18 protein-coding genes and 1 pseudogene are annotated in these 24258 nt (G+C 40.1%); 8 read left to right on the forward strand and 11 right to left on the reverse strand.

The window, feature by feature from the left end:
- Nucleotides 1–100: 100 nt before the first annotated feature.
- The 3 genes from P4S60_RS18050 to P4S60_RS18060 all read right to left on the reverse strand — a co-directional run bounded on the left by P4S60_RS18050 (nt 101) and on the right by P4S60_RS18060 (nt 3454).
- A complete protein-coding gene (locus tag P4S60_RS18050) occupies nt 101–1189 on the reverse strand; it encodes a 6-phosphofructokinase (RefSeq protein ID WP_105173391.1) in 1089 nt (362 codons plus the stop codon).
- A 40-nt stretch (nt 1190–1229) separates the two neighbouring features.
- Nucleotides 1230–1673 carry a hypothetical protein gene (locus P4S60_RS18055; RefSeq protein ID WP_105173392.1) on the reverse strand — a complete coding sequence of 148 codons (444 nt, stop codon included), beginning with the start codon at nt 1671–1673 and terminating at the stop codon, nt 1230–1232.
- Between the two features lie 86 nt (nt 1674–1759).
- Nucleotides 1760–3454, reverse strand: a complete 1695-nt coding sequence (locus P4S60_RS18060; RefSeq protein WP_337116934.1) for a cyanophycinase — start codon at nt 3452–3454, stop codon at nt 1760–1762.
- 340 nt (nt 3455–3794) lie between these two features.
- On the opposite strand from P4S60_RS18060, the gene P4S60_RS18065 reads away from it, so the two are divergent.
- The 3 genes and pseudogenes from P4S60_RS18065 (at nt 3795) to iadA (ending at nt 9457) form a co-directional block, all read left to right on the forward strand.
- On the forward strand, nt 3795–6722 hold the full coding sequence (locus P4S60_RS18065; protein WP_337116936.1) for a TonB-dependent receptor domain-containing protein: 2928 nt from the start codon (nt 3795–3797) through the stop codon (nt 6720–6722).
- 146 nt (nt 6723–6868) lie between these two features.
- Nucleotides 6869–8278 (forward strand): putative basic amino acid antiporter YfcC, encoded by a 1410-nt coding sequence (yfcC, locus tag P4S60_RS18070; protein ID WP_337116937.1) that lies wholly within the window; start codon nt 6869–6871, stop codon nt 8276–8278.
- 11 nt (nt 8279–8289) lie between these two features.
- Nucleotides 8290–9457 (forward strand): annotated as a pseudogene (iadA, locus tag P4S60_RS18075) (beta-aspartyl-peptidase).
- A gap of 29 nt (nt 9458–9486) precedes the next feature.
- Here iadA and P4S60_RS18080 read toward each other — a convergent pair.
- The 4 genes from P4S60_RS18080 to P4S60_RS18095 all read right to left on the reverse strand — a co-directional run bounded on the left by P4S60_RS18080 (nt 9487) and on the right by P4S60_RS18095 (nt 13917).
- Nucleotides 9487–10773 (reverse strand): hemolysin family protein, encoded by a 1287-nt coding sequence (locus P4S60_RS18080; protein ID WP_337116938.1) that lies wholly within the window; start codon nt 10771–10773, stop codon nt 9487–9489.
- 139 nt (nt 10774–10912) lie between these two features.
- Nucleotides 10913–11605 (reverse strand): substrate-binding periplasmic protein, encoded by a 693-nt coding sequence (locus P4S60_RS18085; protein WP_337116939.1) that lies wholly within the window; start codon nt 11603–11605, stop codon nt 10913–10915.
- 124 nt (nt 11606–11729) lie between these two features.
- Nucleotides 11730–12839: an arginase family protein gene (locus tag P4S60_RS18090; protein ID WP_337116940.1), complete on the reverse strand. Its 1110-nt coding sequence runs from the start codon at nt 12837–12839 to the stop codon at nt 11730–11732.
- 298 nt (nt 12840–13137) lie between these two features.
- On the reverse strand, nt 13138–13917 hold the full coding sequence (locus P4S60_RS18095; protein WP_337116941.1) for a DUF2189 domain-containing protein: 780 nt from the start codon (nt 13915–13917) through the stop codon (nt 13138–13140).
- A gap of 145 nt (nt 13918–14062) precedes the next feature.
- Between P4S60_RS18095 and udp the strand changes: the two genes are divergently transcribed.
- Nucleotides 14063–14818, forward strand: a complete 756-nt coding sequence (gene udp, locus P4S60_RS18100; RefSeq protein ID WP_337116942.1) for a uridine phosphorylase — start codon at nt 14063–14065, stop codon at nt 14816–14818.
- Here the strand turns inward: udp and cdd are convergent.
- Entirely contained in the window at nt 14815–15747 is a 933-nt protein-coding gene (gene cdd, locus P4S60_RS18105) for a cytidine deaminase (RefSeq protein ID WP_337116943.1), read from the reverse strand. The two genes, udp and cdd, sit on opposite strands and share 4 nt — an antisense overlap.
- A 164-nt stretch (nt 15748–15911) precedes the next feature.
- Nucleotides 15912–16280 (reverse strand): hypothetical protein, encoded by a 369-nt coding sequence (locus tag P4S60_RS18110; protein ID WP_337116944.1) that lies wholly within the window; start codon nt 16278–16280, stop codon nt 15912–15914.
- Nucleotides 16281–16617: 337 nt separating this feature from the next.
- On the opposite strand from P4S60_RS18110, the gene P4S60_RS18115 reads away from it, so the two are divergent.
- Both P4S60_RS18115 and P4S60_RS18120 read left to right on the forward strand, forming a co-directional pair.
- On the forward strand, nt 16618–17715 hold the full coding sequence (locus P4S60_RS18115) for a tetratricopeptide repeat protein (protein ID WP_337116945.1): 1098 nt from the start codon (nt 16618–16620) through the stop codon (nt 17713–17715).
- Complete coding sequence (locus P4S60_RS18120; RefSeq protein WP_337116947.1) at nt 17642–18658, forward strand: sensor histidine kinase; 1017 nt, start codon at nt 17642–17644, stop codon at nt 18656–18658. Before P4S60_RS18115 ends, P4S60_RS18120 begins: the two co-directional genes overlap by 74 nt.
- Here P4S60_RS18120 and ppc read toward each other — a convergent pair.
- Nucleotides 18655–21300: a phosphoenolpyruvate carboxylase gene (gene ppc / locus P4S60_RS18125; RefSeq protein ID WP_337116948.1), complete on the reverse strand. Its 2646-nt coding sequence runs from the start codon at nt 21298–21300 to the stop codon at nt 18655–18657. The genes P4S60_RS18120 and ppc overlap by 4 nt on opposite strands.
- A gap of 423 nt (nt 21301–21723) precedes the next feature.
- On the opposite strand from ppc, the gene P4S60_RS18130 reads away from it, so the two are divergent.
- Together P4S60_RS18130 and P4S60_RS18135 are read left to right on the forward strand one after the other, a co-directional pair.
- Nucleotides 21724–22470, forward strand: a complete 747-nt coding sequence (locus tag P4S60_RS18130) for an SDR family NAD(P)-dependent oxidoreductase (RefSeq protein ID WP_337116949.1) — start codon at nt 21724–21726, stop codon at nt 22468–22470.
- 10 nt (nt 22471–22480) lie between these two features.
- Complete coding sequence (locus tag P4S60_RS18135; RefSeq protein WP_337116950.1) at nt 22481–23089, forward strand: flavin reductase family protein; 609 nt, start codon at nt 22481–22483, stop codon at nt 23087–23089.
- 15 nt (nt 23090–23104) lie between these two features.
- Here the strand turns inward: P4S60_RS18135 and P4S60_RS18140 are convergent, their stop codons facing one another.
- The gene (locus tag P4S60_RS18140; RefSeq protein WP_337116951.1) at nt 23105–24184 is read right to left on the reverse strand and encodes a M24 family metallopeptidase; all 1080 of its coding nucleotides are present in this window, start codon (nt 24182–24184) and stop codon (nt 23105–23107) included.
- Nucleotides 24185–24258 lie beyond the last annotated feature (74 nt).

Here is a 24258-nt window from a genome sequence, read left to right on the forward strand (position 1 = left end):
GTGCAATACATAAATTGCTAATTGAATTATTGCGAAGATTACTGAGAAAGTTGTTTTAAAACTATTAGTTATGCGAATTGAAAGTATATCAATTCGCAGATTATTCGCCTAAACACATGCCCATAGCGCGGGCACTTGTTATTAAAGAATGATCTAAAGGAATGACGCGATATTCTGAAGTAGCTTCTTTTAAACTGATTGGTTTAATTTCACCGTCTTTACTGACAGGGATAAAACCAAACTGACCTTTCTTTACTAGCTCGAATGCCTGAACACCAAACTCTGCTGCAAGTACCCTATCGAACGCATTCGGTGTACCACCCCGCTGAATATGCCCTAACACAGTGACTCTTACATCAAGATCAAGCGCAACACGTATCTGCGAAGCAAGTTGCTCAGCAATGCCACCTAGTACAGGGTTTTCGTAGCCACGTTCATTTGATTGTTTACTAACAACACCACCAGCAATAGGTTTAGCTCCTTCTGAAATGACGATATTGGCAAATCCATGACCTTTATCAAAACGTGACGTTAATTTGGTTTTAATCGCTTCAATATCGTAAGGAATTTCTGGAATAAGTGCGACCTCAGCACCGGCAGCAATAGCAGAGTGCAAACAAATCCAACCGGCATCGCGCCCCATTACTTCTGTCACAATCACCCGATTATGACTTTGCGCTGTTGGTATTAACCGATCAATGGCTTCGGTAGCTGTATCGACGGCAGTCTGAAAACCAATTGTGTAATCAGTGCCATATAAATCATTATCAATGGTTTTTGGTACGCCTACGATATTTAAGCCATGCTCAAATAAATGCTGAGACACTCTGTGCGAACCATCACCACCTATATTTATTACCGCATCAAAACCAAGTTGCTTTATCGTACTGATCAGCTCATCAGAGCGGTCAATAAACACTTGTTCGCCAGCTATTTCAGCAGGAAATGCGGTAGGATTCCCTTTATTAACAGTTTCTAGAATTGTTCCACCACGAACATGAATACCAGCCACCACTTCACTGGTTAAGTGTATAATATCGTTTGGCTTTTCAAGCACACCACAGTAAGCTCTTCGGCTACCATACACCTGCCAATTACCATCATGCTCGGCTGCTTTAACCACCGCTCTGATCACCCCATTAAGCCCAGGGCAATCACCCCCACTTGTTAATAGCAGTAATTTTTTCATTGTGTTACCAACTTCGTTCACTGATTAATTAGAGATTAGCTTATATGTTGAACTTTCGCGTATGACTTACATCAACTAAAACTGGTTTTTTATGCGTAGAAAAAAGCGCAACAAATAGCACTAGTAATACATACTTAGGCAGACTAGTCAGTAAAGTGGTGTTATTAATATTTGCAGAAAAGGTGTTAACAGCAAAATATAAATGCAGCGCTAAAAATGGTGTCAGCAATATAAAATATGAATACGCTTTGTCTTTGAGATACAGCGACTTACTTATTAATAAAAACACCAAAAGTAACGCTAATAAAGGAAGACCTAAAGTAACGATATCAACCATTGATAAAGCAAAGTTAGGTGACAATCCATAAAGCGGGGAAAGTACTACTGTAGGTATCGCTATAGCTGCACCATAACCTATGACTGGTATAGATAAATAGGCAAATAAACAGCCAAAAATAAATAAAAGTAGTACGTTATATTTCATAACTCCATTCCATGGTTTGTTCATTATTAGTTTTACGCTAACTAATAATGAACAAATAATCCACTACTTTTTCAGTACCTTAACTGCTAAAAGGTCTTAACTTTAAATGCTAGGTTTTCTACTGCACAGCCTGTACTACTCGTATTTACACGGTAATAATGAGTATTGTCAGTGGCATTTAAATCCAATAAAAACTCATCGTGCTGGGCTACTGCCTGTTGCTCTTGGGTTAAACACATAGCTTGTACAAGCGAACGTAATTTAGCATCTGAAAAAATAGTGCCAAAACGCTGCATAGGCAGTGGCGGAATGTTAATATTAGGGAGTGCATTATCAACAGTTCGTTTAGCGAGATTAAAGCCATCCTTTGTTACATCAATAACTGCACCTGCAGGCCAATAACTAATTGCTCCACTGTTTTTAGCGTCTGATTGAACATGCACGACACCGCTTTTACCAATCACCGTCATTAATGAGGTTTTACCTGCTCGTATTGATACAAGGGCTGTGGTTTCATCAATGCCAAAACCATGCTTTTGCTTTGTATCTGCCAGTAATCTAGCCAAACGCATTGTTCTGTTACGCTCACTAAAGTGTGTATCAAGAACACCGTACGTAAAACTGCCTAGTCCACCATTTTTTTCATAAGTGAGTGAATCTGCTGAAAGCTTATCACCACATTCATTATCACAGCGTTCACTTGGCGGTGATACCGCAAACGCACCTTCTCTCATTGCAGCTAAACTTTTGCCGTTTGTGATCATTGGTACTGAACCATAGGCATTTTTACCACCACTTTGCACCGCAGTGCCTGCGCTAGTGCCTACAAGTAATGGCCTTTGTAAAATTGCATGAGTCCAAGGGTATTGCTTACCGTTATCATCAAATAGTATTTTTCTGGTTAAACTCTGATCGCCACCGTTAAACATAATGCCAGTCGCGTTTTCAATCAGTTTAACTAAATGATCTACCCCTTTATCACAAAGCGCTTTTTCGGCCTTAATTCGATCAGGGTAAATTGTCTCACGATTAAAAACGCCCATAGAGTCAGTGCGTAAAGAATCTAAACTCTCACATTGCTTACTGCTAATCGCTTTTGCTAAGGCGGGGGTTAGAGGTAACCAGCTTGATTCTACACCCTTAAAGTTTAATAGCCCTTCATAAAAGTCAGCTGATTCATATGGGTCTCTGCTTGAAGCAGTAACCGCTAAAATTGTTGGTGATTCGGTGGTTGTTTTTAATGAAGCAGCCACGAAGTCTAAAATATCATTGGCTGCACTTTCGTTATTATCGCTTGTACTAACCTGCTCTTTTTGACGGGTCGAATCTGTATTTAATACAGCAACTTCAAGTGAGTCTATGACAAAGTTGTATTCTGAATCAGTGAGTTCGTTTAGTAACTTGTTATCTAAATCACGCCATGCCCATAAAATATCACTTTTAGTGATCACACCTGACTTTTCACGTGCAATCTGTGCTAATACCTTGAGCGTTTGCTGACGATTTTCTTTATTATTGGTTGGCCAGTTTGTCTTAATTTCACTTAAGGCATCATTATTTAATCGATATTGATTAGTTTTTTTACCACTGATCTGTTTATTCGAAAGGCAATTTTTAGGGCTCATACTTGAGCAAGTGGTCAAGGCACCACCGACTAAGACCAACGTTTGCTGTTGTTCATTTGCATAGACTTTGCTGCCAAATGACGCGAAAAACAAACCAAATACCAAAGAAAAAGCTGAAGTTTGATATTTAGTCTTTTGCTCCTTAAGGATGTTCATATTGTTACACTCTTGTAAAAAAATATTAGAAAATTGCTTGCGCAGCTTTTTGTTGCTTGCTATAAAAAAAGGAACATTTAAAAACGCGAGTAAGCTAGCACTGTATCGCTAGCTTTGTCAAAAGACCTTACAGATTGGAATTATGTTGAAAAACGCATTATCGCTTTGCACATATTTCTACTCTCCACACTACCTTTCGGAGTGGTTTGACGAGTAGCCACACCTCACTTCCTGTGAGGGGCTAGTTGTGTCTATAACCCACTGCCCTGTCTAAAACTTATAACAATTATTCAAAACGTCACGGTTTTGCCGTGTGTTTTTAAGACAAAGGTAAATCAATATGTTTCGTCAGTTAACAATTGCTGTAGCAATCAGCGCTGTGCTGTGCCCAGTACAATCTGTGTATGCTCAAAACGACCAACAATCAGAAAAAATTGAACGAGTAGAAGTAACAGGATCACGAATTAAAGGGGTTGATTTAGAAGGAACCATTCCGCTTACCGTGCTTGACCAAGATGCAATCAAGCGCTCAGGAGCGAACACCATTCATGAGTTATTAAAAGATTTATCCGTTTTCAAAGGCGGTTCAGGTACCTTTTCAACATCTGAAAGTGGTGGTACATCAACCTCAACACCAGCGGGTCAATCAGCGGCTAGCCTAAGAGGTATGGGGCCTTCTGCTACATTAACACTCATAAATGGCCGACGTGTAGCACCTAGCTCATTCGCAGCAGGCACTGAAAACTTTGTTGATGTAAACTCAATACCACTTGCTGCAATCGAGCGCATTGATATTTTAGCCACTGGCGCATCAGCAATTTATGGGGCTGATGCTGTCGCTGGTGTTATTAACTATATTCTCAAAGATGACTATCAAGGAGCTGAAGTAAACACTTCTTACACCAATAGCTTTGACAGTCATGACGAAGGTAAGAAACAACTTAACTTAGTCTACGGGACCAATATCGGTGAAAGTAACTTAACGGTATTTGCTGATATTTACGACCGCAATGCCTTTAAAGCGACTGACAGAAGTTATACCGCAACACCTAATCTAGTGAATGGTTACTCATATTTACCGAAACTTGAGAACTCACCAAACATTTATTATTTCAGCAGCCGAGATGGCAATGAACTACCAGCGCCAAACTGTAAAACAGAGCTTGTCACGACTGAGTATGGTGAGCAAATTTGTGCTTACTATGCTAACCAAGATGATTACCTAGAAACCCCATTTGAAAGCCTTTCAACTGGCTTTATGTTTAACAGCACCTTAGGTGATTTAGATTGGCATACCGATTTCTTCTATAGCCAAACTAAATCAAAAGCCTATTCATCACCTGCACCAATCAATCAAATAAATGACGATGATGGTCCGTATATCCTAGAAGATGCGCTATTCATTTATGATAACGCTGATGGCAGTAACGACCTAATGGACCAACTTTATATTGATCCATTTACCACTCAAGCAGGTCGAGATGTTTATGGTTTTGCATTTGATGCACGTTTTAATTCACCGCGTACTGTTGAAGTTGAAACTAAAAACTTTCGCTTAGTCAGTAGCCTAGCCGGTTACATTGGTGATTGGAGCTGGGAGTCAGGAGTAACATTTTCTCGCTCTAAGTCAGAGCAAGAAGCGATTGATGGAATTTACAACCGCTACCAATTTCATGCTGCAATCACTGGCGAATTATGCTCTGACGGATCATTAGCTACATACGATGGAACAGAGCTCAATTGTGCCCAAGGTCAGCTAATGCCATTCTACAACCCATTTTTGCAAGGGGACGCAAATAACGATGCCGTGCTTGAGCTTGCAAAAGCAAACCCAAGTAGAAGTGGTGAAAGTACAGTATACGGTTGGGATTTAAACTTTAATGGCGATTTATTTACGTTCAATGAGTTACCCATTTATGCTGCATTTGGTATAGAAGCTCGCCGAGAAGAATTAAAAGATATTCCTTCTTTAGATTCACAAGCGCGTGCTGAAAATGGTTATTTAGTCGATGTTTTTGGATTTGGCTCGAGTCTATCAGAAGCAGACCGTACGCAGTACGCTGCATTTGTAGAGTTGAATATGTCAGTTACTGAGCAGCTAGAACTGCAAGTTGCTGGTCGTTACGATCATTACGATGATTTTGGTGGAACATTCAATCCTAAAGTAGGTTTAAGTTATCGCCCATCAGATTCTCTGATCATTAGAAGCTCTTGGTCAACATCGTTTAGAGCACCTTCATTAACTCAAGCAGGCGTAAAATTACTTACCACACAATCAAGCTTTGATTGTGGCGCTAATCAGGCTGTTGCAGATTTATACTGTATGGGCGATGGTACAGAAGTCAGTGTTAACAGCCTAGAACTTGGTAATCAAGCACTTAAAGCCGAGGAGTCTGAAGCGCTCAGTATTGGCTTTGCATGGAGTCCATCTGTAAATACCAATCTAACTGTCGATTATTGGCATTTTGATCATGAACAAGTCATCGATACCAATATGACAGCAGTGCTAGATAGAGCAATCACGGATGCTTCTCTGCGTCACTGTGGTTTAGTACCACAAGGCCAACAAGGTATTTCGTACGAGGAGCAGCTGTGTGAAATAACCGATAATGCAGGGCTTAATATCGAAAGTGATGGTGCTAATCTCTCTGAGATCCTAACAAACTATATTAGTGAGTTTAACCCGCGAGAAGATGAGCTATTCCTACCACTATTTAGAGATCATGTTATTCCTCTTGAAAATACCGGCACGCAAACCTTAGCGGGTATCGACTTTAAGTTCGATCATCGTTTTCTTTTTGCAAAAGGTAGTTTAACACTCGCTTTCGATGGTACACATTATTTAGAGTTTGAGAGAAATAAACCCGGTTCAGATGCAATCGAAAAGCTAATCGGCACTTATCTTTACCCTGAAAATATAGGCAGATTCTCTATCGATTGGGCTGCCGATAGTTATTATTTAAACCTTGGCGCCAATTATACCAGTAGCTATGAGGATGATATTGAAGGGCTCCGAGGCCGTGAAATAGACGAGTTAGAAGAGCTTGGTGAGCTTAATGATGAGTTAAAACGTGACGTTGATGATTGGCTGGTGTGGGATTTATCAGCCGGATATTTTATCAATGATGCATTATCAATCCGTGCTCGTATCGATAATATCTTCGATAAAGAACCCCCTAAACTGTATGGTTCAAGTCGAGGATTTGATTCTATTAACCATAATGCCTACGGTAGTCGCTATACATTAAGTTTGAGTTATCGTTTTTAAACCTATTGTGGGCGGTTAAATACCGCCCACAATATGCAATTCATTAAACAATACGACTCAATCTTACTACACTCAGTGTTTTTCTTTATTAGCAAGGGATACAATACCTTGCTTATCTAAAAACCCGAATTAACTTAAGTGATTTTATGAAAAACAAACAGTTTGCGATGCCTGATGCCAGCATCATTTTGTTGTGCGTCGCCGTTATCGCCTATTTTGCCAGTTTATTTATCACCCCTGGTGTCTTTAATGCCGAAAAAGACAGTCATAGTGTTGAGTTATCTCAATATCAAACAGTTTCTGACCATACCCCGCCAGCGCTTTTTGCAGAAGGTGGAGACATAGGCCTCGCTAACGTTTTATTTGAAGGTTTAGTATCAGGTGATAAGTATGGCGCTGCAATTGGCGTGATGGCGTTTATTTTAATTACTGGCGGTGCATTTGGTATTATCTTAAAAACAGGTGCTGTTAATAATGGCATCATGGCATTGATTAATAAAACACAGCATATTGAATGGGTATTTATCCCGCTGCTGTTCATACTGTTCTCATTAGGTGGCGCTGTTTTCGGCATGGGAGAAGAAGCGATTGCCTTTTGTATCGTGTTATTTCCGATTATGAAACAGCTTGGCTATGATGCAAAAGTTACCGTGTTAACAACCTATGTTGCCACACAAATCGGTTTTGCAACGTCGTGGATGAACCCCTTTAGCATCGCTATTGCCCAATCCATTGCAGAGATACCTGTCTTTTCTGGCGCTGGCTTCAGAATGGTTGCTTGGCTTGTTTTTACCTCATTTGGCCTTCTATTTACTATTAAATATGCCAATTCAATCAGAGCCACAAAACAACAAACTAACCAACACCAAGACAGCTCTATTAGTTTAGATACTGCAGATAAACTAATCTTACTAACTTTTATTGCAGGCATTGTTTGGGTTATTTGGGGCGTAATGGCGAGGCAGTATTATATTCCTGAATTAGCAGCGCAATTCTTTTGCCTAGGTATTGCTAGTGCTGTAATCGCCGGCCTATTCAAAAAACAAACGGCAAATGAGAGCGCAAACGCATTTAAAGAAGGTGCGCAAGAGCTTTTACCTGCAGCGCTTTTAGTGGCACTTGCTAAAGGGGTTATTTTGATTCTTGGCGGTAGCGACTTAACGTCACCTTCTACCCTGAATACCTTGCTATACTATAGCGCAAGCAGTATCTCTGTTGTGCCCGATTATATCGCTGCATGGGGCATGCTATTATTTCAAAGTATTTTTAATTTCTTTGTTTCGTCAGGCTCTGGTCAAGCAGCGATAACGATGCCGCTCATGTCACCACTCGGTGATTTATTAAATATCTCACGACAAATTGTGGTTTTAGCGTTTCAATTGGGAGATGGATTGACGAATATTTTTATTCCTACCTCAGCAAGCCTCATTGGCTGTTTAGGTATTGTTAAACTTGATTGGAGTGAGTGGGCTGGTTTTATTTGGCGTTTTACTTTAGCTTTATTTGGCCTTGCTAGCTGCTTTATTTTTCTCGCACACTTTATTAACTATCAGTAAAAGAATTTATTATGTTAACACTTATAAAAGGCGCAGACGTTTTCGCCCCCTCACCTTTAGGCATTCAAGATGTTCTTATTGCTGGCACAAAAATAGTTGATATACAGCCTGAAATCACCATCGATACTTATCAGGGGATTACTACGGTCGATGGCACTCATTGTATTTTGGCCCCGGGGTTTGTGGATTCACTCGTTCATATAACTGGCGGAGGTGGCGAAGCAGGATTTGCCAGCAGAACACCCGAAATGAACCTTACTGATGCAACACAATATGGCACAACAACGGTTATTGCAGCCCTTGGCACTGACTCAAGTAGCCGAACTCATAGTAATCTTATTGCTAAAGCAAAGGCATTGAAAGAGCATGGGCTCAATGTTTATTGCCATACAGGTTCCTATCATTTACCTGCTAAAACACTCACAGATTCTATCACCAGCGACTTAATGTATATAGATGAGTTTATTGGTGTGGGTGAAGTGGCCATATCTGATCATCGCAGTAGTCAACCCACAGTACAACAGCTGGCGGAGCTGGCTGCAGAGGCAAAAGTGGCTGGCATGTTAAGTGGTAAAAAAGGCACTGTCAGCATCCATGTTGGCCCTGTTGAAACGCATTTATCGTTACTACACGAAGTTGATAAGCTAACCGATATTTCGCTGACACAATTTTATCCAACTCACATGAATCGTAATATTGATTTGCTAAATGCAGGCATACAATTTTGCAAAAGCCGGTGGCACTATCGATTTTTCAACAAGTACAACTGAGTATGATCTTGCTCATGGCGAATACTCTGCCGCACACGCACTTGCCTATTGCCTTGAAAATAAAGTTGACCCTACAAAGCTCACCATGAGCTCTGATGGCCATGCAAGCCTTCCTATTTTTGACAAAAGCTTTAATCTGCTTGGCCTTGAAGTCGGAAAAGAGTCTACATTGCATGGCTCATTTGTAGAAGCGGTGCAAAAGTTTAACGTTTCGATTGAACACGCTTTAATGGCGATTACATCAAACCCTGCACAGGTACTGGGTATTAATAAAGGTGTTATTAAGCACAATGCAGAAGCCGATCTTGTGTTACTTGATAAAACAACGCTTGCGCCAACAGAATGCTGGTCAAATGGTATTCATATGGTGAGTAAAGGCAAAGCAATTGTTAAAGGGGCATTTGAATAAGGCCGCAATATGCGGCCTTAAACACTAACCTAAACAGGTTCAGAAATACGAGTAACGAGTAGTTGCTCGACTTTCACCCCTTCAACATCGACCACTTCAAACTTATAGCCACCATAATTAATAAACTCTGCACGTTTAGGCAGGCGTTTCATGGTGTAAATTAAAAACCCGGCGACTGTTTCATAATGAGATTGATCTGGGAACTCTTCAATTTCGAGTACCTTGGCAAGCTCAACAACAGGGGTTAAACCGTCAACTAACCACGATGAATTGTCACGTTTAATGATTAATTCTTCACCCTGATGGGTAATTAAATCACCCATAAATCCTTTCATTAAATCTTTAACAGTCACAATGCCCACCATGAGCGCATATTCATTAACCACTACGGCAAAAGGCTCTGCCGCTTTTTTAAAGGTGTTTAACGCTTCAGAAAGGCTTAATGTTTCTGGTAGATAAAAAATGTCGCGGCTGATCAATTCGTTATCTATTTCAGCGGTTTGCCCTTTTAGCACCTTGCGAAGGATATCTTTTGATTCAACAGAGCCAATTAATTTATCTAAGCTACCATCACATACTAAAAAGTGGTTATGAGGGTGCTCAATAATCTTAGTCGCCACTTCTTGTGCATCCGCTTTTACGTCAAAAAACACAATTTGATCACGAGGCGTCATCACACTTGATAAGAAACGCGCTTCTAAGTCGAACACATTACCAATTAATTCATATTCTTGTTGCTGTAAGCTGCCGTATTCTGCCCCTGCATCCATCATCGCGACAATGTCTTCTGTCGTAACAATGTCTTCTCGCTCTGCGGGTACTTTAAATGCTCTAAGTACCAAATTGGTAATGCCATTAAAAAATACCACAAAAGGAGTTAACGCAAAGGTCACCCAACGCATAATAGACACCACGTTAACTGCAACAGCTTCTGGCATTATCATCGCTAACCGTTTTGGCAATAAGTCAGCAAATAAGATAAATAACGAAGTAATACTAAAAAACGAAATTAGAAAACTGATTTGACTCAGTAACGGGCCTTGATAAATCATCCCTAGGATCTGTTCAATATAAGGCGATAATGCCTGCTCACCAACAATACCACCCAAAATGGCAATTGCATTGAGGGCAATTTGAATCATGGCAAAAAAAGCCCCTGGCTGTTCTTGCAAAGTCAGCACCGCTTGGGCTTTTTTATTGCCCTCGTCCACCATCACTCGTAATTTGATCTTACGTGATGCCGCTATGGCTATTTCACTCATAGCAAACAACGCACTAATCAAAATTAAAATCATAATAATGAGTAAGTCACTCATTGTAGCTCCTAAAAATTAACCGCATTCAGAGTGTTGAATGCAAACAACTTTTTGCTCGTTTAGGCTGGCTAGAGTTTGGCGAGAATGGACAAAAAGCAGCTGATTATAGCCGCTTTATAACATTCAACAAGTGCTATTTTTAATCGTTATCAGCAAAGCCTTTGATTAACTTTTCAAGGATAGCGGGATTGATGTTTTTATTACACGCAAAGTATAACTGTGGTGTCCCAACGGGCAGTTTTAATATAGGCTTTAAATCTTCAAGCGTATTATCGCCATCACGTTCATGTTTAAACTGTTCATCACTGAGGATGACTAAATCAATGCTTGAGCGTCTGCTTTTAAGTACATCGTAAATGTTGTCAAAGCTATCAAGTAAGATCAGCTGATTACGCTCATCAAAGCCATTTTCTTTTAAATAGATGTGTGAATAGTTATTTTTCAAAACTGCAATTCGGTATTTTTTTGCTTCATCTAAGTTAGCTATTTTTACTTGATCAGATTTAAATGAATAGAATGACGCCGAAAAACCACCAATTTGCGCTACCCAAGAAAATTTATCCTCGCGCGCAGGAAGCCTCGCCATAGAAAAGATACAGGTATTGCTATCACGCAATGCTGCGTTGTACGAAATTGACCAAGTGTTTACTGAAATCTCATATTCCACGCCACTTTTAGCTAAACCTGATTTTACTTTATCAACCACAGAGCCGGTTAATACACCGTTTTCATCTAGGTATTGAAAATTAGGGAAGTTTTCGGTGACCACAGTAATTGCTGCAAAACAAGGTTGCAGAAAAAGCAGCAATAACACGGTTAGAATTGTGCGCATAATGAGCGATACCAAATAAATTATAATTATTTTTTATAATAATATAGCTCGAAGTTGCAGATATTGAAATATTATTTAGTAAAAAAGAATGAGCGAAAACAGGATGTTTCCGCCCTAGAGTCAATTACTTATTCATTGCATTAATTAAAAACGCTGAGATTTTAGCGCCTTCTCTTAGCGTTGTTTCAGAACTTGTCTGACCGATTAATGAGCTATCTGTGAATGGTGCAATTTCCATCATGTCAGCACCAGTAATTGGGAACTCATCAGCCAATGCAACTAGAATGTCTAATGCATGCTCTGGTGTTAAACCACCCGCTTCTGGTGTTCCTGTCGCTGAAGCAAAGCTTTCATCAAGTGCATCAATATCAAAACTTACATAAAGCTCATCAACATTATCTGCTTTTAGCTGCGTAATAACTTCTTCGGCAACAGCTTTAGCGCCACGCTCTATAATTTCGTGTGCCCAATGTTGTTTAACACCAAACGTGTCTTCCCAGTGTTGTTTAGGCTTACCACTTGAGCGGATACCAAATTGAATTAAGTTACGTGGAGCTGGTAAGTACTCAAGAATATGTGTACACCAAGAACCAAAACATAAATCGATACCTAAACGTTCAACTAATAAGTCTGTATGAGCATCAAAGTGAATAATTGCTGTACGTTTACCTGCATCACGCTTTGCTTTTAGGTAAGCTTTAGTCAGCGGGTAACTAATTGAGTGGTCACCACCGATACCAAAAATACCCTTCTCTGGGTAGTTGGCATAAAAGCCGTCACAGACATCTTCAGTGATAGACAAAGGAGATACATGGTATTCGCTTTTTTCATCAGCATAGAGTGCTTTTTGACAGTTTGTAATAGTCGCATCGTTAAGGTATTTATCATGCAGTAAATGTGGGATCACACGTACATCGCCTAAATCAAAGGCACGCGCTTGTGGCTGCTGATCAATTAAAGTAGAGCGTAAGAATAGTGGGCCCCAGTTAGCACCACGTAAAATACCACCACCACAGTCAGAGCTAATACCTAAAATCACCGCTTTGTGCTCAGAGTCAGCCAGTGTTTCAAGTGACTCTTTCCATAGCACATCAACATTCTCTGTTTGGCCATATAATTTATTACGTAATGCATCTTTACGCTCTTTTGCTGTATTTACAGTAAATACGCCATCGCCTGGAGGACAAAGACACTGACTTAGTTTTTCGTGGAATGCTTTTTGTGTGTTACTCATCTCTACTCCGCTGATCATTGTCTGCATATTCATGCGTAATTAAAAAAGTTACGCAATCAGGATTGTAGTCTGTTTAGTTTGTTTAGTTTGTTTAGTCCCAATAAACACCTAACAAACAAAACAAATAACATACTGATATTAAAGAGTTATAATTTTAATGCAGATGAATTTAAACTGCTCTAGTTAAATAAGAGCGCTGTATTTTGGCAGGTATAACATGCGCGAAAAGAAAGTCAAATTTTACGGCAACCTAGGCGATTGCCGCATTAGATTTATATTCAGACAGAGTGAATACTCATTATTCGTAGCCTCTTGGCTTCTTAGTTTTGATCACCGCAATATAGGCATGCCAACTGGCATAACTAAGTAACGGCATGATTACGATAAATCCGGCAGTGCCCGTAATAAAGCCGACAAACACTAAACACAAGATCAAGCCAGCCCAAACAATCATGGCACCCGCATTTGTTTTAACGGCATTAATAGACGATATTACCGCAGTCATAATATCAACACGGCGCTCCATCATAATTTGCGGGGTAAACGCTGAGATAGCAAATACAGTGACCAGTAAGATACCACCGACAATACTACCGAGTGTTAAAAACGCAGATAATTGCTCAAAGCTCGGGTTAACAACGTTCGGGTACAATGCATGAATAAGCGCTGCTAAGCGCATCCAGACGATCATAATCACCATTAGTAACACGGCAAAGCCCCACTCTCCTGCGGGGTTTCTGAACATCGATTTAAGGCTGTGCATTAAGGTAGGTTTGTGGCCTTTTTCAAGCTCCCAAGCAACATCATAAAGACCGGCAGCAAAGGCAGGGCCAATGAGCGCAAAACCAACCACCGCAGGCAAAATAACTAAGTGTGTATCAAACTGATAAACAAAATACATTATCGTTGCAGGTATCAGCGTAAAAATTAATCCGTAGACTAAACTGAGTATGGGCGCATTCGCGATATCTTTAAATGCAAGTGCTAACCAATGAAAAGGCGCACTCATTGAAATGTGTGAGCTTTCTAAACAACGTGCAAACTCATGATGTTTACTCATAGAAGATGAAGCAGGCATAATATATCCTCTTTTATCGTGACATCTTTAGGTTTAGGTTATCTGTGCAATTCTTGCAACATTGGTGATCGAATAGGACATCTGTCCTGTACTTTAAACACATATGATTAAAGTATTACGCTTTAGACAAAAATAAGGTTTAATAATGGAAAAGGTATTTCACTTAGGGCTTACTCGTCAGGACTTAAACGGCGCAACCCTTGCGATTGTCCCAGGCGACCCTGACCGCTCAGCACGCATTTCAACTCTTCTCGATAACCCAGAATGCTTAGCGAAGACCCGTGAATTTCATGTATACCGAGGTGAGCTAAACGGCCACAGCGTTGTAGTTTGTTCAACTGGTATTGGCGGTCCATCAACATCAATTGCTGTTGAAGAGCTTGCACAGCTAGGTATTGATACCTTTTTGCGCATCGGCACGACCGGTGCTATTCAGCCACACATTAACGAAGGCGACATTTTAATTAGCCAAGCTTCTGTACGTTTAGATGGTGCAAGCCAGCACTTCGCTCCTCTGAGCTTCCCTGCAGTGTCTGATTTCTTTGCCACTCAAGCGATGGTAAATGCGTGTGATAAATTAGGCATTAACTTCCATATTGGTATTACTGCATCAAGTGACACCTTCTACCCAGGTCAAGAGCGTTACGATACCTATTCAGGCTATGTTCCGCGTTCATTCCAAGGTAGCTGCGAAGAATGGCAAAAACTAGGCGTGATGAACTACGAAATGGAATCAGCAACACTATTTACTATGTGTGCAGCCCTTGGCTTACGCGCAGCATGTGTTGCAGGTGTTCTTGTAAACCGTACTAAACAAGAAATTCCGAATGTTGACCACGGCGAGATTGAGAAAAAATCAGTCGCCGTCGTCATTGAAGCTGCAAAACTATTACTTAATTAAACGTTACTTAGTTTAGCAACATAGTGTTCAAATGCTGGTGGGTTTGCAAAGCTTGCCAGCACACTTTTAGCCACCTCATACTGATTTTCTGCCCCTTGCGTTTCTAACAAGGTAATTGACTTAACTGTTTTATCATCAAAGGTTAAGCCAGCAAGGTAAAACTGACTCAATGCACTTTGTAATGGCGAAAGGCTTGGACTATAGGCTGCATTTTCGGCATAACTACCGTAAAAGTCACCTTTATCAAAAGTCGTTAATTTCACCGCACTAAAATTACCTGTGTATGGCACGTATGCATTGAGTGCCAATGCAACAAGTTTAGGGTCATCAATCGTAAGATCAGTAAATTGTTTATCACTTTGCTTATGCGAGAATAAACACGCTTCATTACCTAAATCTTTTGGTCCAAATGAATAAGGGAGTAACTCGTGCAAATTAAAATCACGCTCTGGTAATAAAATTTTCAATGAATCTGCAGTGCTCAATTCATTCATAAATTGGCGGCAGTAACCACATGGAGCATCGCTAATAGCAATTTTTTGCACTGCTTGCGCGCCATTGAGCCATGCATTATTAATCGCTGATTGCTCAGCATGAACGACCAAACTCAATGCTTGATGAGAAAACTCAACATTCGCACCAAAATAGAAATTTGTTTCGCCTTGCTTGTTTAACCCTTCTGCAATCGCGCCCACATAAAATTTTGAAATTGGAGCCACAGAAAACAAACTTGCGACGGGTACACAGGCTTTTAGTAACTCAAGTTGACTCACTTGAAACTGCTGACAAAGAGAAGAAATATCTGTTTGAGATAAGATGCCACGTTGCTTTTTAAGCTGGGCAAATAGCGTGTTTTTTTGTTGTTCATCAAAGCTAAACGGCTCTGATTTTAGAGCGTATTCGCTTGCATCAATCCTAGTTGCTGTCATAACAAATTATAATTATTAATTGGCTAAACAGTTTAAAAGGTTACGTAGTGAATTGCTAGGTTTTGGCGTTAAACATCAAGGTAAATCGCACAATAAAAGCTAAAAATAAGCCACATTTGTAAGCCCAGATATACACATCAAAATAGCGATGACTAAATCATCAATTACTGACGAACTAGCCAATTTTTTGCTTTGTTAAAACACTCGAAATTTTCAGCTTGTAAGTTATAACGCTTTGCTTTTTGCATAAATAAATCGTGCATAAAACCATCAAAACTTACGACAATTGCAACAACAGCTTCTTTCAAAGAGTTTGCCACTTCTGGCATGATGGTGAATAAATCAGCAGGTGCGAAATTGTGCGTTAACTCAGATACGTCAACGAGTATTTTCTCTGACCCATATAAAACCGAGTATTGTTGGGCAATTTGGTAAAAATTAATCACGTCCTGTGCACTAGCAGTCCCTCTTAACGTCATCATCACAAGTGACGTCGATGCATCATATGTGATGCAAGTAGACACGTTTGGCATAAGTTACTCTAAAAAAGCGTGGGGATCGATTTGGCTTAACAGTAGCTGAATCAAAAAGCTGGGCTATTTTATTTATATCGTCTCTCTAGTCAATACCTAGCAATAAAATAGGTATGACCAGTTGCAAAATTAAGATTTTAGGATTAGATTGAAATTAAGTAATTGTTATCCGAATTCATATCCCATTTACTTTATACACAAGTATGAGTTTTCCTTTCATAGAATCAGCTTTTTCAGATAAACCTATATTTAGTTAAAATTTATAATCTTTAGCGTTATTTAGACAGTAAAATGGGTGAGCGTTTTTTATGCTCACTTTTGAATGGATTGGTGTGTCATGAAAGCGCGATTGGTTAAATTATTTGGCTTTATCTTGTTGATTTTATTAATTTCAACTCCATCTAAAGCGATGCCCATTAAAGAGTTTGAAAAGCTTAGAACCTCAATAAGGCAAAGTTACGCCAGTTCACCTCAAGAAGGGCTTGAGTTTGTCAATGCGCTGATTGAAACGACCGAACTCACCTTAGAACAAAAGATTATAGTCACTAATTATAAAGCGTGGTTTTTACTGGAAACTGACAAGTTAGAGCAAGCTATGGAAACCATTGTCAAGTACATGAATATGGTTTCTCAGTCTAATGAAAAAGACCTCATGTATGGCTATTTCAATATTTCAGGAGGCATTTATGCGCGCTTAGGTCTATATGAAGAGGCCTTAGCTTATTATCGCGATGCCATGCCATTTGCACAATCTCGAGATGAACGTTTAGTTTATCAAACCGAAAATAATATTGCTTTGGTAAAGCTACGTTTAAACCGTTATAAAGAAGCTGCTGAGTCGTTCAAATACTATCGAGATTATGCCCACAGTAATAATCAAACTCTCAATGAATCATTTGCAAGTAATCACCTAGCGCTTGCTTTAATTGGATTAAAACAGTATTCGGAAGCACTTAAAGTTATCAATGAAGCTATAGGGTTACAAATCCAACAAAACTACACCACTCACCTTGCTGCAAGTTTAGTTCTAAAAGCCAAGGTATTACGTTTTCAGGGGTTATTATCTGAGTCAGAAAAGGTGCTAATCGAGGCTTCTACACTTATTGAAGATAAACAGATTGAGAGTGAACAACTTAATATTATTTTATGCTTAGCAGAGACGTATGAAGCACAAGGACATACTGACAAAGCGCTCAAAACGCTTGCATCCGTTGATACACACTCTGTTAGCCATGCTAATTTTGAAGATCTACTATCTATTACAAAATTAACTGCAGAGCTTTACGAGCAACAAAAAAACTACGCAAATGCACTAACCGCTTATAAACAATACTCGTACATTAACGAAGCTATTTTAACCAGTGCAAGCCAAAGTAAATTTAGCAAAAGCGCTTGCAGAAGCCGATGTTGCTGCAAAAGAAGTAAGAATTTCTAACCTGACACGTGCTGAGCAAATTAAAGCTACTAAAGCGAATGCATTTAAAGATCTCACGATTGTAGTAAGCATCTGTTTAGTCGTTATTTTATTTGGCTCATTTATCGCAATTAACAGTATAGACAAACAAAAACAAAAATTAGCTAAAGCATTAGAGCAGTTAAAAGATACGCAAGATCATCTGATTGAAATCGAAAAAATAGCCTCTTTAACAGCACTGGTATCCGGTATGGCGCATCAACTTAATACCCCTATAGGTACTATAGTTACAGCAAGTTCATTAATAGATGATTATATGGAAGGTTTAGAAGAAAAATTTAAAGCCCGGGAGCTATCTAGCAAGCATTTTCATAAGTTTATTACTGATACCAATAGCGCTAAAGAGCTGGTGATCAGTAGCATTAATCGACTTGCCGGAATCGTCGAAGAATTCAAAGCGCTCAATGTGTCGATACACCTTGATAAACCAATGAGCATAATTCAGCTCCCTGGCTTTCTTAGTCATCGTTTACACCCCTTGAGCAAATATCTAGGTAAACAAATTGAGTTTAAAATTCATGGCGATGAGGCAGTTATTACATCTTATCCAACTATCTTAAGTGATGTATTAAAAACCTTAGTTATAAATTCCTGCGAGCATGGCTTTGTTAATTCAGATAAAGGAGTGGTTGAAGTTTCAGTTAAGGCCTATACACATGTGGTTGAAATTACTTTTCAAGATAACGGTATAGGAATAAGTGACGAAATACTGCATGAAATATTCACCCCATTTTACACTACAAATTTAGGCGGTAATCATTTAGGGCTTGGTTTGAACGTGGTATTTAACGCGGTTAAATATAACCTAAGAGGGAAAATCGGCGCCGAGTCATGTAAACACGGCGCTCGTTTTGTGATTAGCCTACCAATCGATGCTCGATTGGTTGATGATACTAGCTATTAACCGGTATTACGCATACCTGCAGCGATACCTGTCATGGTGATCATCAAGGCATTATCAATATCGCCTTCAGAGCCCTCGTCTGCTTCACGTGAACGACGCAGCAACTCAACTTGTAATAAGTTAAGTGGATCTGTGTACGGGTTTCGAAGCGCAATTGACTCTTTGATCCAAGGTTGATCAGCAAGTAAGCTCTTCTGTGGGCTTAGTGATTGAACAAGCTCAATCGCTTCGCTGAGCTCTTGACGTAGTTTTACACCAAGTGGCTTATATTGCTCCGTTACCAATGCATCATCGTAATGCGCACTTAACCAACTATCGGCTTTACTAAATACCATTTCTAGCATCTCTAAACGAGCACGGAAGAATGGCCATTTTAAGCTCATTTCGTGAAGTGTCTCGATGCCATACTTATCTAGCGCAGCTTTAAGACCGGTTAACGCACCTAACCAAGCTGGCAGCATTAAACGGTTTTGGCTCCATGCAAAGATCCATGGAATAGCACGAAGGCTTTCTACCCCACCGTTCGGATTACGCTTCGCAGGGCGAGAGCCTAGTGGCAGTTTAGAAAGCTCTTGCTCTGGCGTTGCCATTCTAAAGTAAGGTACAAAGTTTTCATCATGACGCACAACTTGGCGGTAATGCTCACACGAATCAGCACTGATCAGTTCCATAACATCACGCCATTCACTCTTCGGCTCTGGCGGTGGTAGCAAGTTACTTTCGAGTACAGCACCAGCGTAAATATTTAAGCTTTGTAGAGCAACAGCTGGTAAACCAAACTTAAAGCGGATCATCTCACCTTGCTCTGTTACACGCAGACCACCTTTTAATGAACCTGGTGGTTGTGAACGTAGTGCTTGCGCAGCTGGCGCGCCACCGCGACCAACCGTACCACCACGGCCGTGGAATAAAATCAATTCAATGCCACGCTTTTCGGCTAATTGAACCAGCTTATCCATTGCTTCATATTGTGCCCAACCAGCAGCCATCATACCTGCATCTTTTGCAGAGTCTGAATAACCGATCATGACATTTTGTTGGTTTTGAATATGACCACGGTACCAGGTGTTATCAAGTAAACATTCGATAACATCTTTACCATTATTTAAGTCGTCTAATGTTTCAAATAATGGTGCAACCGGTAAGTTAAACTTACAACCACTTTCTTTAAGCAGTAACTGCACTGCCAGTACATCAGATGCAGTGCGAGCCATCGAAATAATATACAAACCAAATGTTTGCGCATCTTGCGCTGCAATTACATCGAATGTATCAAGCACTTCTTGTACTTCTGGGCTTGGTTGCCAATGTTTTGGAATAAGCGGACGACGCGAATTTAGCTCAGCAAGTAAGAACGCTTGTTTGTCTTCTTCTTGCCATTGATGGTAATCACCTAACCCTAAATAACGTGTTAGCTCAGAGAAAACATCACCATGGCGGGACGAATCCTGACGGACATCGAGTTTTGCAAGGCGCAGACCAAAGCTATTAATACGGCGCAGAACATCAAGCAACAAGCCATCGGCAACTACTTTCATGTTGGTCTTAATAAGCGAGCGATAACACACTTCGATAGGGTGTTTAATTTGCGCGATATCGGTAATTAAATCTTCAGAATCAGTGCGCTTTTTCTTAATTTTAGCGCCCAAATGCGTCACAGTTTCAGCAATTTGATTCTTTAATTTTTTAAGTACCGCACGGTAAGGCTCAAAGTCTTGTCCAGCAAGCTCAATAAGCTCATCGCTTGCATCCGACATAGATAACTCATTGCTTAGCGTTTCAATATCACGCGAATACAAATCAAGCGCCATCCAACGACCATGATCGAGCACTTGTTGAGTCACTTCAGCGGTAACGAACGGGTTACCATCACGGTCACCGCCCATCCACGAAGTAAACTCAATTGGGCTGTAATCAATCGGTAATTCTAAATCAAGCTCTGCTTTTACGTCTTCTCCAAACTCCCGTAAGAAACGAGGTACGGCATGCCATAGGCTATTTTCTATAACCGCAAAGCCCCATTTAGCTTCGTCGATTGGCGTTGGGCGTGAACGACGAATATCGTCGGTATGCCACGCTTGGCTTATTAGCTGAGCAATACGGTTTAATAAGTCAGCACGCTCACTAGGTAAATTGTCTTTACGCTCGAGTGATGCAAGACAATCACTCAATTCAACGTGTTTGTTAATCATAGTACGACGCGTCACCTCTGTTGGGTGTGCGGTGAGTACAAGGTTTATGTGGAGTTTTGAGAGTGTTTGTGCCAAGTGATTAGGATCAACCTGACCATGCTTTGTTGCTGTTGCTAACGCTTTTAATGTTTGAGTGAGAGGGTTTAGTTGGCAAAAACCAACATCATTAAAGCGTGAAACGGTATGAAATTGTTCTGCAACATTAGCAAGATTCAAAAAATGATTAAATGAGCGTGCAACCGGTAATAGTTCTTCATCTGTGAGAGCGTGTAGTACATCGATAAGCGCTTTTCTGTCGGCTTCGTTACCACTACGTGACGATTTAGATAAAGCACGAATTTCTTCTACCTTATCTAAAATGGCTTGTCCTTGTGCATCTTTAATGGTTTGACCCAGCATTTGTCCAAGCATACTAACATTACCGCGAAGTGCAGCGTATTGTTCACTCATTCTCATACTCCTTTCTTTTACTAAGTTGAAAGTACTTACTGCACAGTATTTAGCCAAGCACGAACGCAGCTAAACACTGATCCCTTTTATTAATATCATTGTCAGCGTTAATTTAATAGATCGAATTTTCTAACATACTCGTAAAAAAGAATAACCAATCTATAAACATAAAAGTGTAATAAATACGCACTCTAGTCTGGTTTATCGTTTGACACTTAATACAATTGGTAAAATGGACTTACCAATTTAAAAGACAAAAACCGCATAAATTAAGGCATCGCTACTGTGAGTTTGGTCAAATTTTTATCCGCCTTTTTTATGTGTATGAATTGTGAGAGAAGAACAACAGCGTAATTTTTACTTTATTCACTGATGAGAATTTGAGAGAAAAAAATTTTAATTATTTTTACTAGTAGGTCAAAAATGCAGCTTTATATAGTGTGTGGTGCAAGCAGTGAAATAGCGAAAGCTTATTTCACTGCGCTAAAAAATCATATCCGTTGTGGTCATATTGTCACTATCAGTCGAGGTGAATTTAAGGCAACTTTTGATGAACCAGCAAACAATGAGATCAGCCACCAGCATTTCAAAACTGATTACACGGAGCAAAGCTTAAGTGGCATAGCTAAAGAACTAGCCAATGGCCACTTTGAATTAACACAACTGATGATATTTAACGGCCTACTTCATGATCCAGATAATGCGCCTGAACGTAAGCTTGAACAAATATCTGAGCATCACTTTATAAACAGCATGCAGACAAACGCCCTACTACCAATTCGCTGTGTGACTTTATTCTCAACGCTTTTAAAGCCGCAAGTAGCTACGGTTATCTGTGCGTTGAGTGCACGTGTTGGTAGCATTAGTGATAACAAGTTAGGCGGTTGGTATAGCTATCGGGCATCTAAGGCGGCATTAAATATGTTATTTAAATCTGCAGCGATTGAACTTAACAGACGCTATAAAAAATGCCACTGCGTGTTATTTCACCCAGGAACTACTGATACGCCATTATCAAAACCTTTTCAGGCAAATGTGCCCGAAGGTAAGCTATTTACCCCTGGGTTTGTAGCCGAGCAATTGTATTCATTTATAAGTGATGCTGACTATTTACAACAATCACAAAACCCTGGCTACTTTGACTGGCAAGGTAAACCCATAGACTGGTAACAGGACAATTATGCATTTAACAAAGCAAGTCATTGCTGATTTAGAAAACCGCTACCGCGCCCACTTAATTAATAGTTTGTCGGGGTTTAAAAGTGCCAACTTAGTTGGCACACAAGATAGTAACGGCCAAACTAATTTAGCGATTGTAAGTTCAGTATTTCATCTTGGGGCACATCCCCCTTTAGTGGGCATGATTATTAGGCCTCATTCAGTGCCTCGCCATACCCTAGAGAACTTATTAGCCACTAAGCAGTACACGATTAACCATGTGAACAAAGATATTTATAACAAAGCGCATCAAACATCAGCACGCTACGATAAAAACGAGTCTGAATTTGATGCAACAGGGCTCAGTACTGAATACCTAAATGACTTTACAGCGCCTTTTGTTAAAGAAAGTAAGCTTAAATATGCACTTGAACTGAAAGAACACCACCACCTTGCTATCAATGGTACTGAGCTGATCATAGGTGAAATAACCGATATCTATTTAGATGAGGCGTGTTTGCAAGAAGATGGCTTTGTCGATATTGAAGCCATTGGTACAGTCGCCGTGAGCGGGCTAGATAGTTACCATGTAACTGAACGTTTAGCCCGCTTAGCGTATGCTAAAAAGTAACTTTTGATTTAAGCACTAGATTATAAATGGCTTAGGGGCATGGGTTAGCACCTCAAAACCAGATTCTGTGACAACTATGTCATCTTCTAGGCGCACACCACCATAGCCTGGTATATAAATGCCGGGCTCAATGGTGATCACATTACCAACTTCAAGGCTGTAGTCTGTCAGTGTGTTGATAAATGGTACTTCATGCAAAAATAGCCCTAAACCATGGCCAAGGCCTTTACCCGCGTATTCGCCAAAACCGGCATCAGCAATCACCTTGTTTGACATAGCATTTAAATCTAAACAATTAACGCCCGGTTGAACCATTTCAAGTGCCGCATTTTGCGCATCAAGAACAGTATTATAAATACGGGTTTGTTTTTCTGATGCTTCACCAATAATGTAACTACGAGTCATATCAGAGCGATAGCCATTAACAACTGCACCAAAATCAAGGGTTACAAAGTCACCTTGCTTTAAAACCTGATCTGACGGGTTACCGTGCGGCAAGGCTGAGCGCTCTGCAAACAGCATGATTGTGGCAAACGACATTCCTTCTGAACCAAGCTTTTGCATTCTAAATTCAAGCTCTAAGGCAAGGTCTCGCTCGGTTACACCCGGTTTAAAATAAGGTAGCGTTTGTGCTAATGCTTCATCAGCGATGGCCGCAGCAGCTTTAATTTGAGCAACTTCCCAGCTATCCTTAACGCGTCTTAGTTTTTCAATTAAACCGTTTACCGCAGTCAATGTGTGGCCGCTTAGCTCATCTGCCACACCTTGCCAAATAGCTACGGTGACATAGCTTGCATCAAATGCGACATGGCTGTTTTGGTTAAGGTGCCTGTTAATACAATGGCCAAGAGTTTCGTTGTCTCTGTCTCGACAAACAACTTCAAACCCTGTTGTTTCAGCAATTGCACGTTGGTGGTATCGGTAATCAGTGATCAACACACACGCATTTTGAGTAATTAATGCATAAGCAGCATTACCGCTAAAACCACTTAAGTAACGAATATTTTCATGACCAAGTACTAACATTGCGCTGTAACCCTGTTGTTCTAGCAAGGCTTTAAATTCAGCTTGTCTTTTTAAGTAATTAACTTGCATTGTCGCTCCTTATTTTTTGCGCATGCTAACAGTTATAGTCATAAATACGAATATTATGCGATTAGTCGCAGTGA

It is taken from the genome of Pseudoalteromonas sp. Hal040 (assembly GCF_037162425.1).
GTDB classification, from domain to species: domain Bacteria; phylum Pseudomonadota; class Gammaproteobacteria; order Enterobacterales; family Alteromonadaceae; genus Pseudoalteromonas; species Pseudoalteromonas gelatinilytica.

Bases quoted from the DNA above. Each gene is read 5' to 3' on its own strand.
- ppc (WP_337116948.1), bottom strand. From the start codon at position 21,300: ATGAGTGAACAATACGCTGCACTTCGCGGTAATGTTAGTATGCTTGGA.
- P4S60_RS18060 (WP_337116934.1), bottom strand. From the start codon at position 3,454: ATGAACATCCTTAAGGAGCAAAAGACTAAATATCAAACTTCAGCTTTT.
- P4S60_RS18090 (WP_337116940.1), bottom strand. From the start codon at position 12,839: ATGAGTAACACACAAAAAGCATTCCACGAAAAACTAAGTCAGTGTCTT.
- P4S60_RS18085 (WP_337116939.1), bottom strand. From the start codon at position 11,605: ATGCGCACAATTCTAACCGTGTTATTGCTGCTTTTTCTGCAACCTTGT.
- P4S60_RS18055 (WP_105173392.1), bottom strand. From the start codon at position 1,673: ATGAAATATAACGTACTACTTTTATTTATTTTTGGCTGTTTATTTGCC.
- P4S60_RS18140 (WP_337116951.1), bottom strand. From the start codon at position 24,184: ATGCAAGTTAATTACTTAAAAAGACAAGCTGAATTTAAAGCCTTGCTA.
- P4S60_RS18115 (WP_337116945.1), top strand. From the start codon at position 16,618: ATGAAAGCGCGATTGGTTAAATTATTTGGCTTTATCTTGTTGATTTTA.
- P4S60_RS18110 (WP_337116944.1), bottom strand. From the start codon at position 16,280: ATGCCAAACGTGTCTACTTGCATCACATATGATGCATCGACGTCACTT.
- P4S60_RS18135 (WP_337116950.1), top strand. From the start codon at position 22,481: ATGCATTTAACAAAGCAAGTCATTGCTGATTTAGAAAACCGCTACCGC.
- udp (WP_337116942.1), top strand. From the start codon at position 14,063: ATGGAAAAGGTATTTCACTTAGGGCTTACTCGTCAGGACTTAAACGGC.
- yfcC (WP_337116937.1), top strand. From the start codon at position 6,869: ATGAAAAACAAACAGTTTGCGATGCCTGATGCCAGCATCATTTTGTTG.
- P4S60_RS18130 (WP_337116949.1), top strand. From the start codon at position 21,724: ATGCAGCTTTATATAGTGTGTGGTGCAAGCAGTGAAATAGCGAAAGCT.
- P4S60_RS18065 (WP_337116936.1), top strand. From the start codon at position 3,795: ATGTTTCGTCAGTTAACAATTGCTGTAGCAATCAGCGCTGTGCTGTGC.
- P4S60_RS18050 (WP_105173391.1), bottom strand. From the start codon at position 1,189: ATGAAAAAATTACTGCTATTAACAAGTGGGGGTGATTGCCCTGGGCTT.
- cdd (WP_337116943.1), bottom strand. From the start codon at position 15,747: ATGACAGCAACTAGGATTGATGCAAGCGAATACGCTCTAAAATCAGAG.
- P4S60_RS18095 (WP_337116941.1), bottom strand. From the start codon at position 13,917: ATGCCTGCTTCATCTTCTATGAGTAAACATCATGAGTTTGCACGTTGT.
- P4S60_RS18080 (WP_337116938.1), bottom strand. From the start codon at position 10,773: ATGAGTGACTTACTCATTATTATGATTTTAATTTTGATTAGTGCGTTG.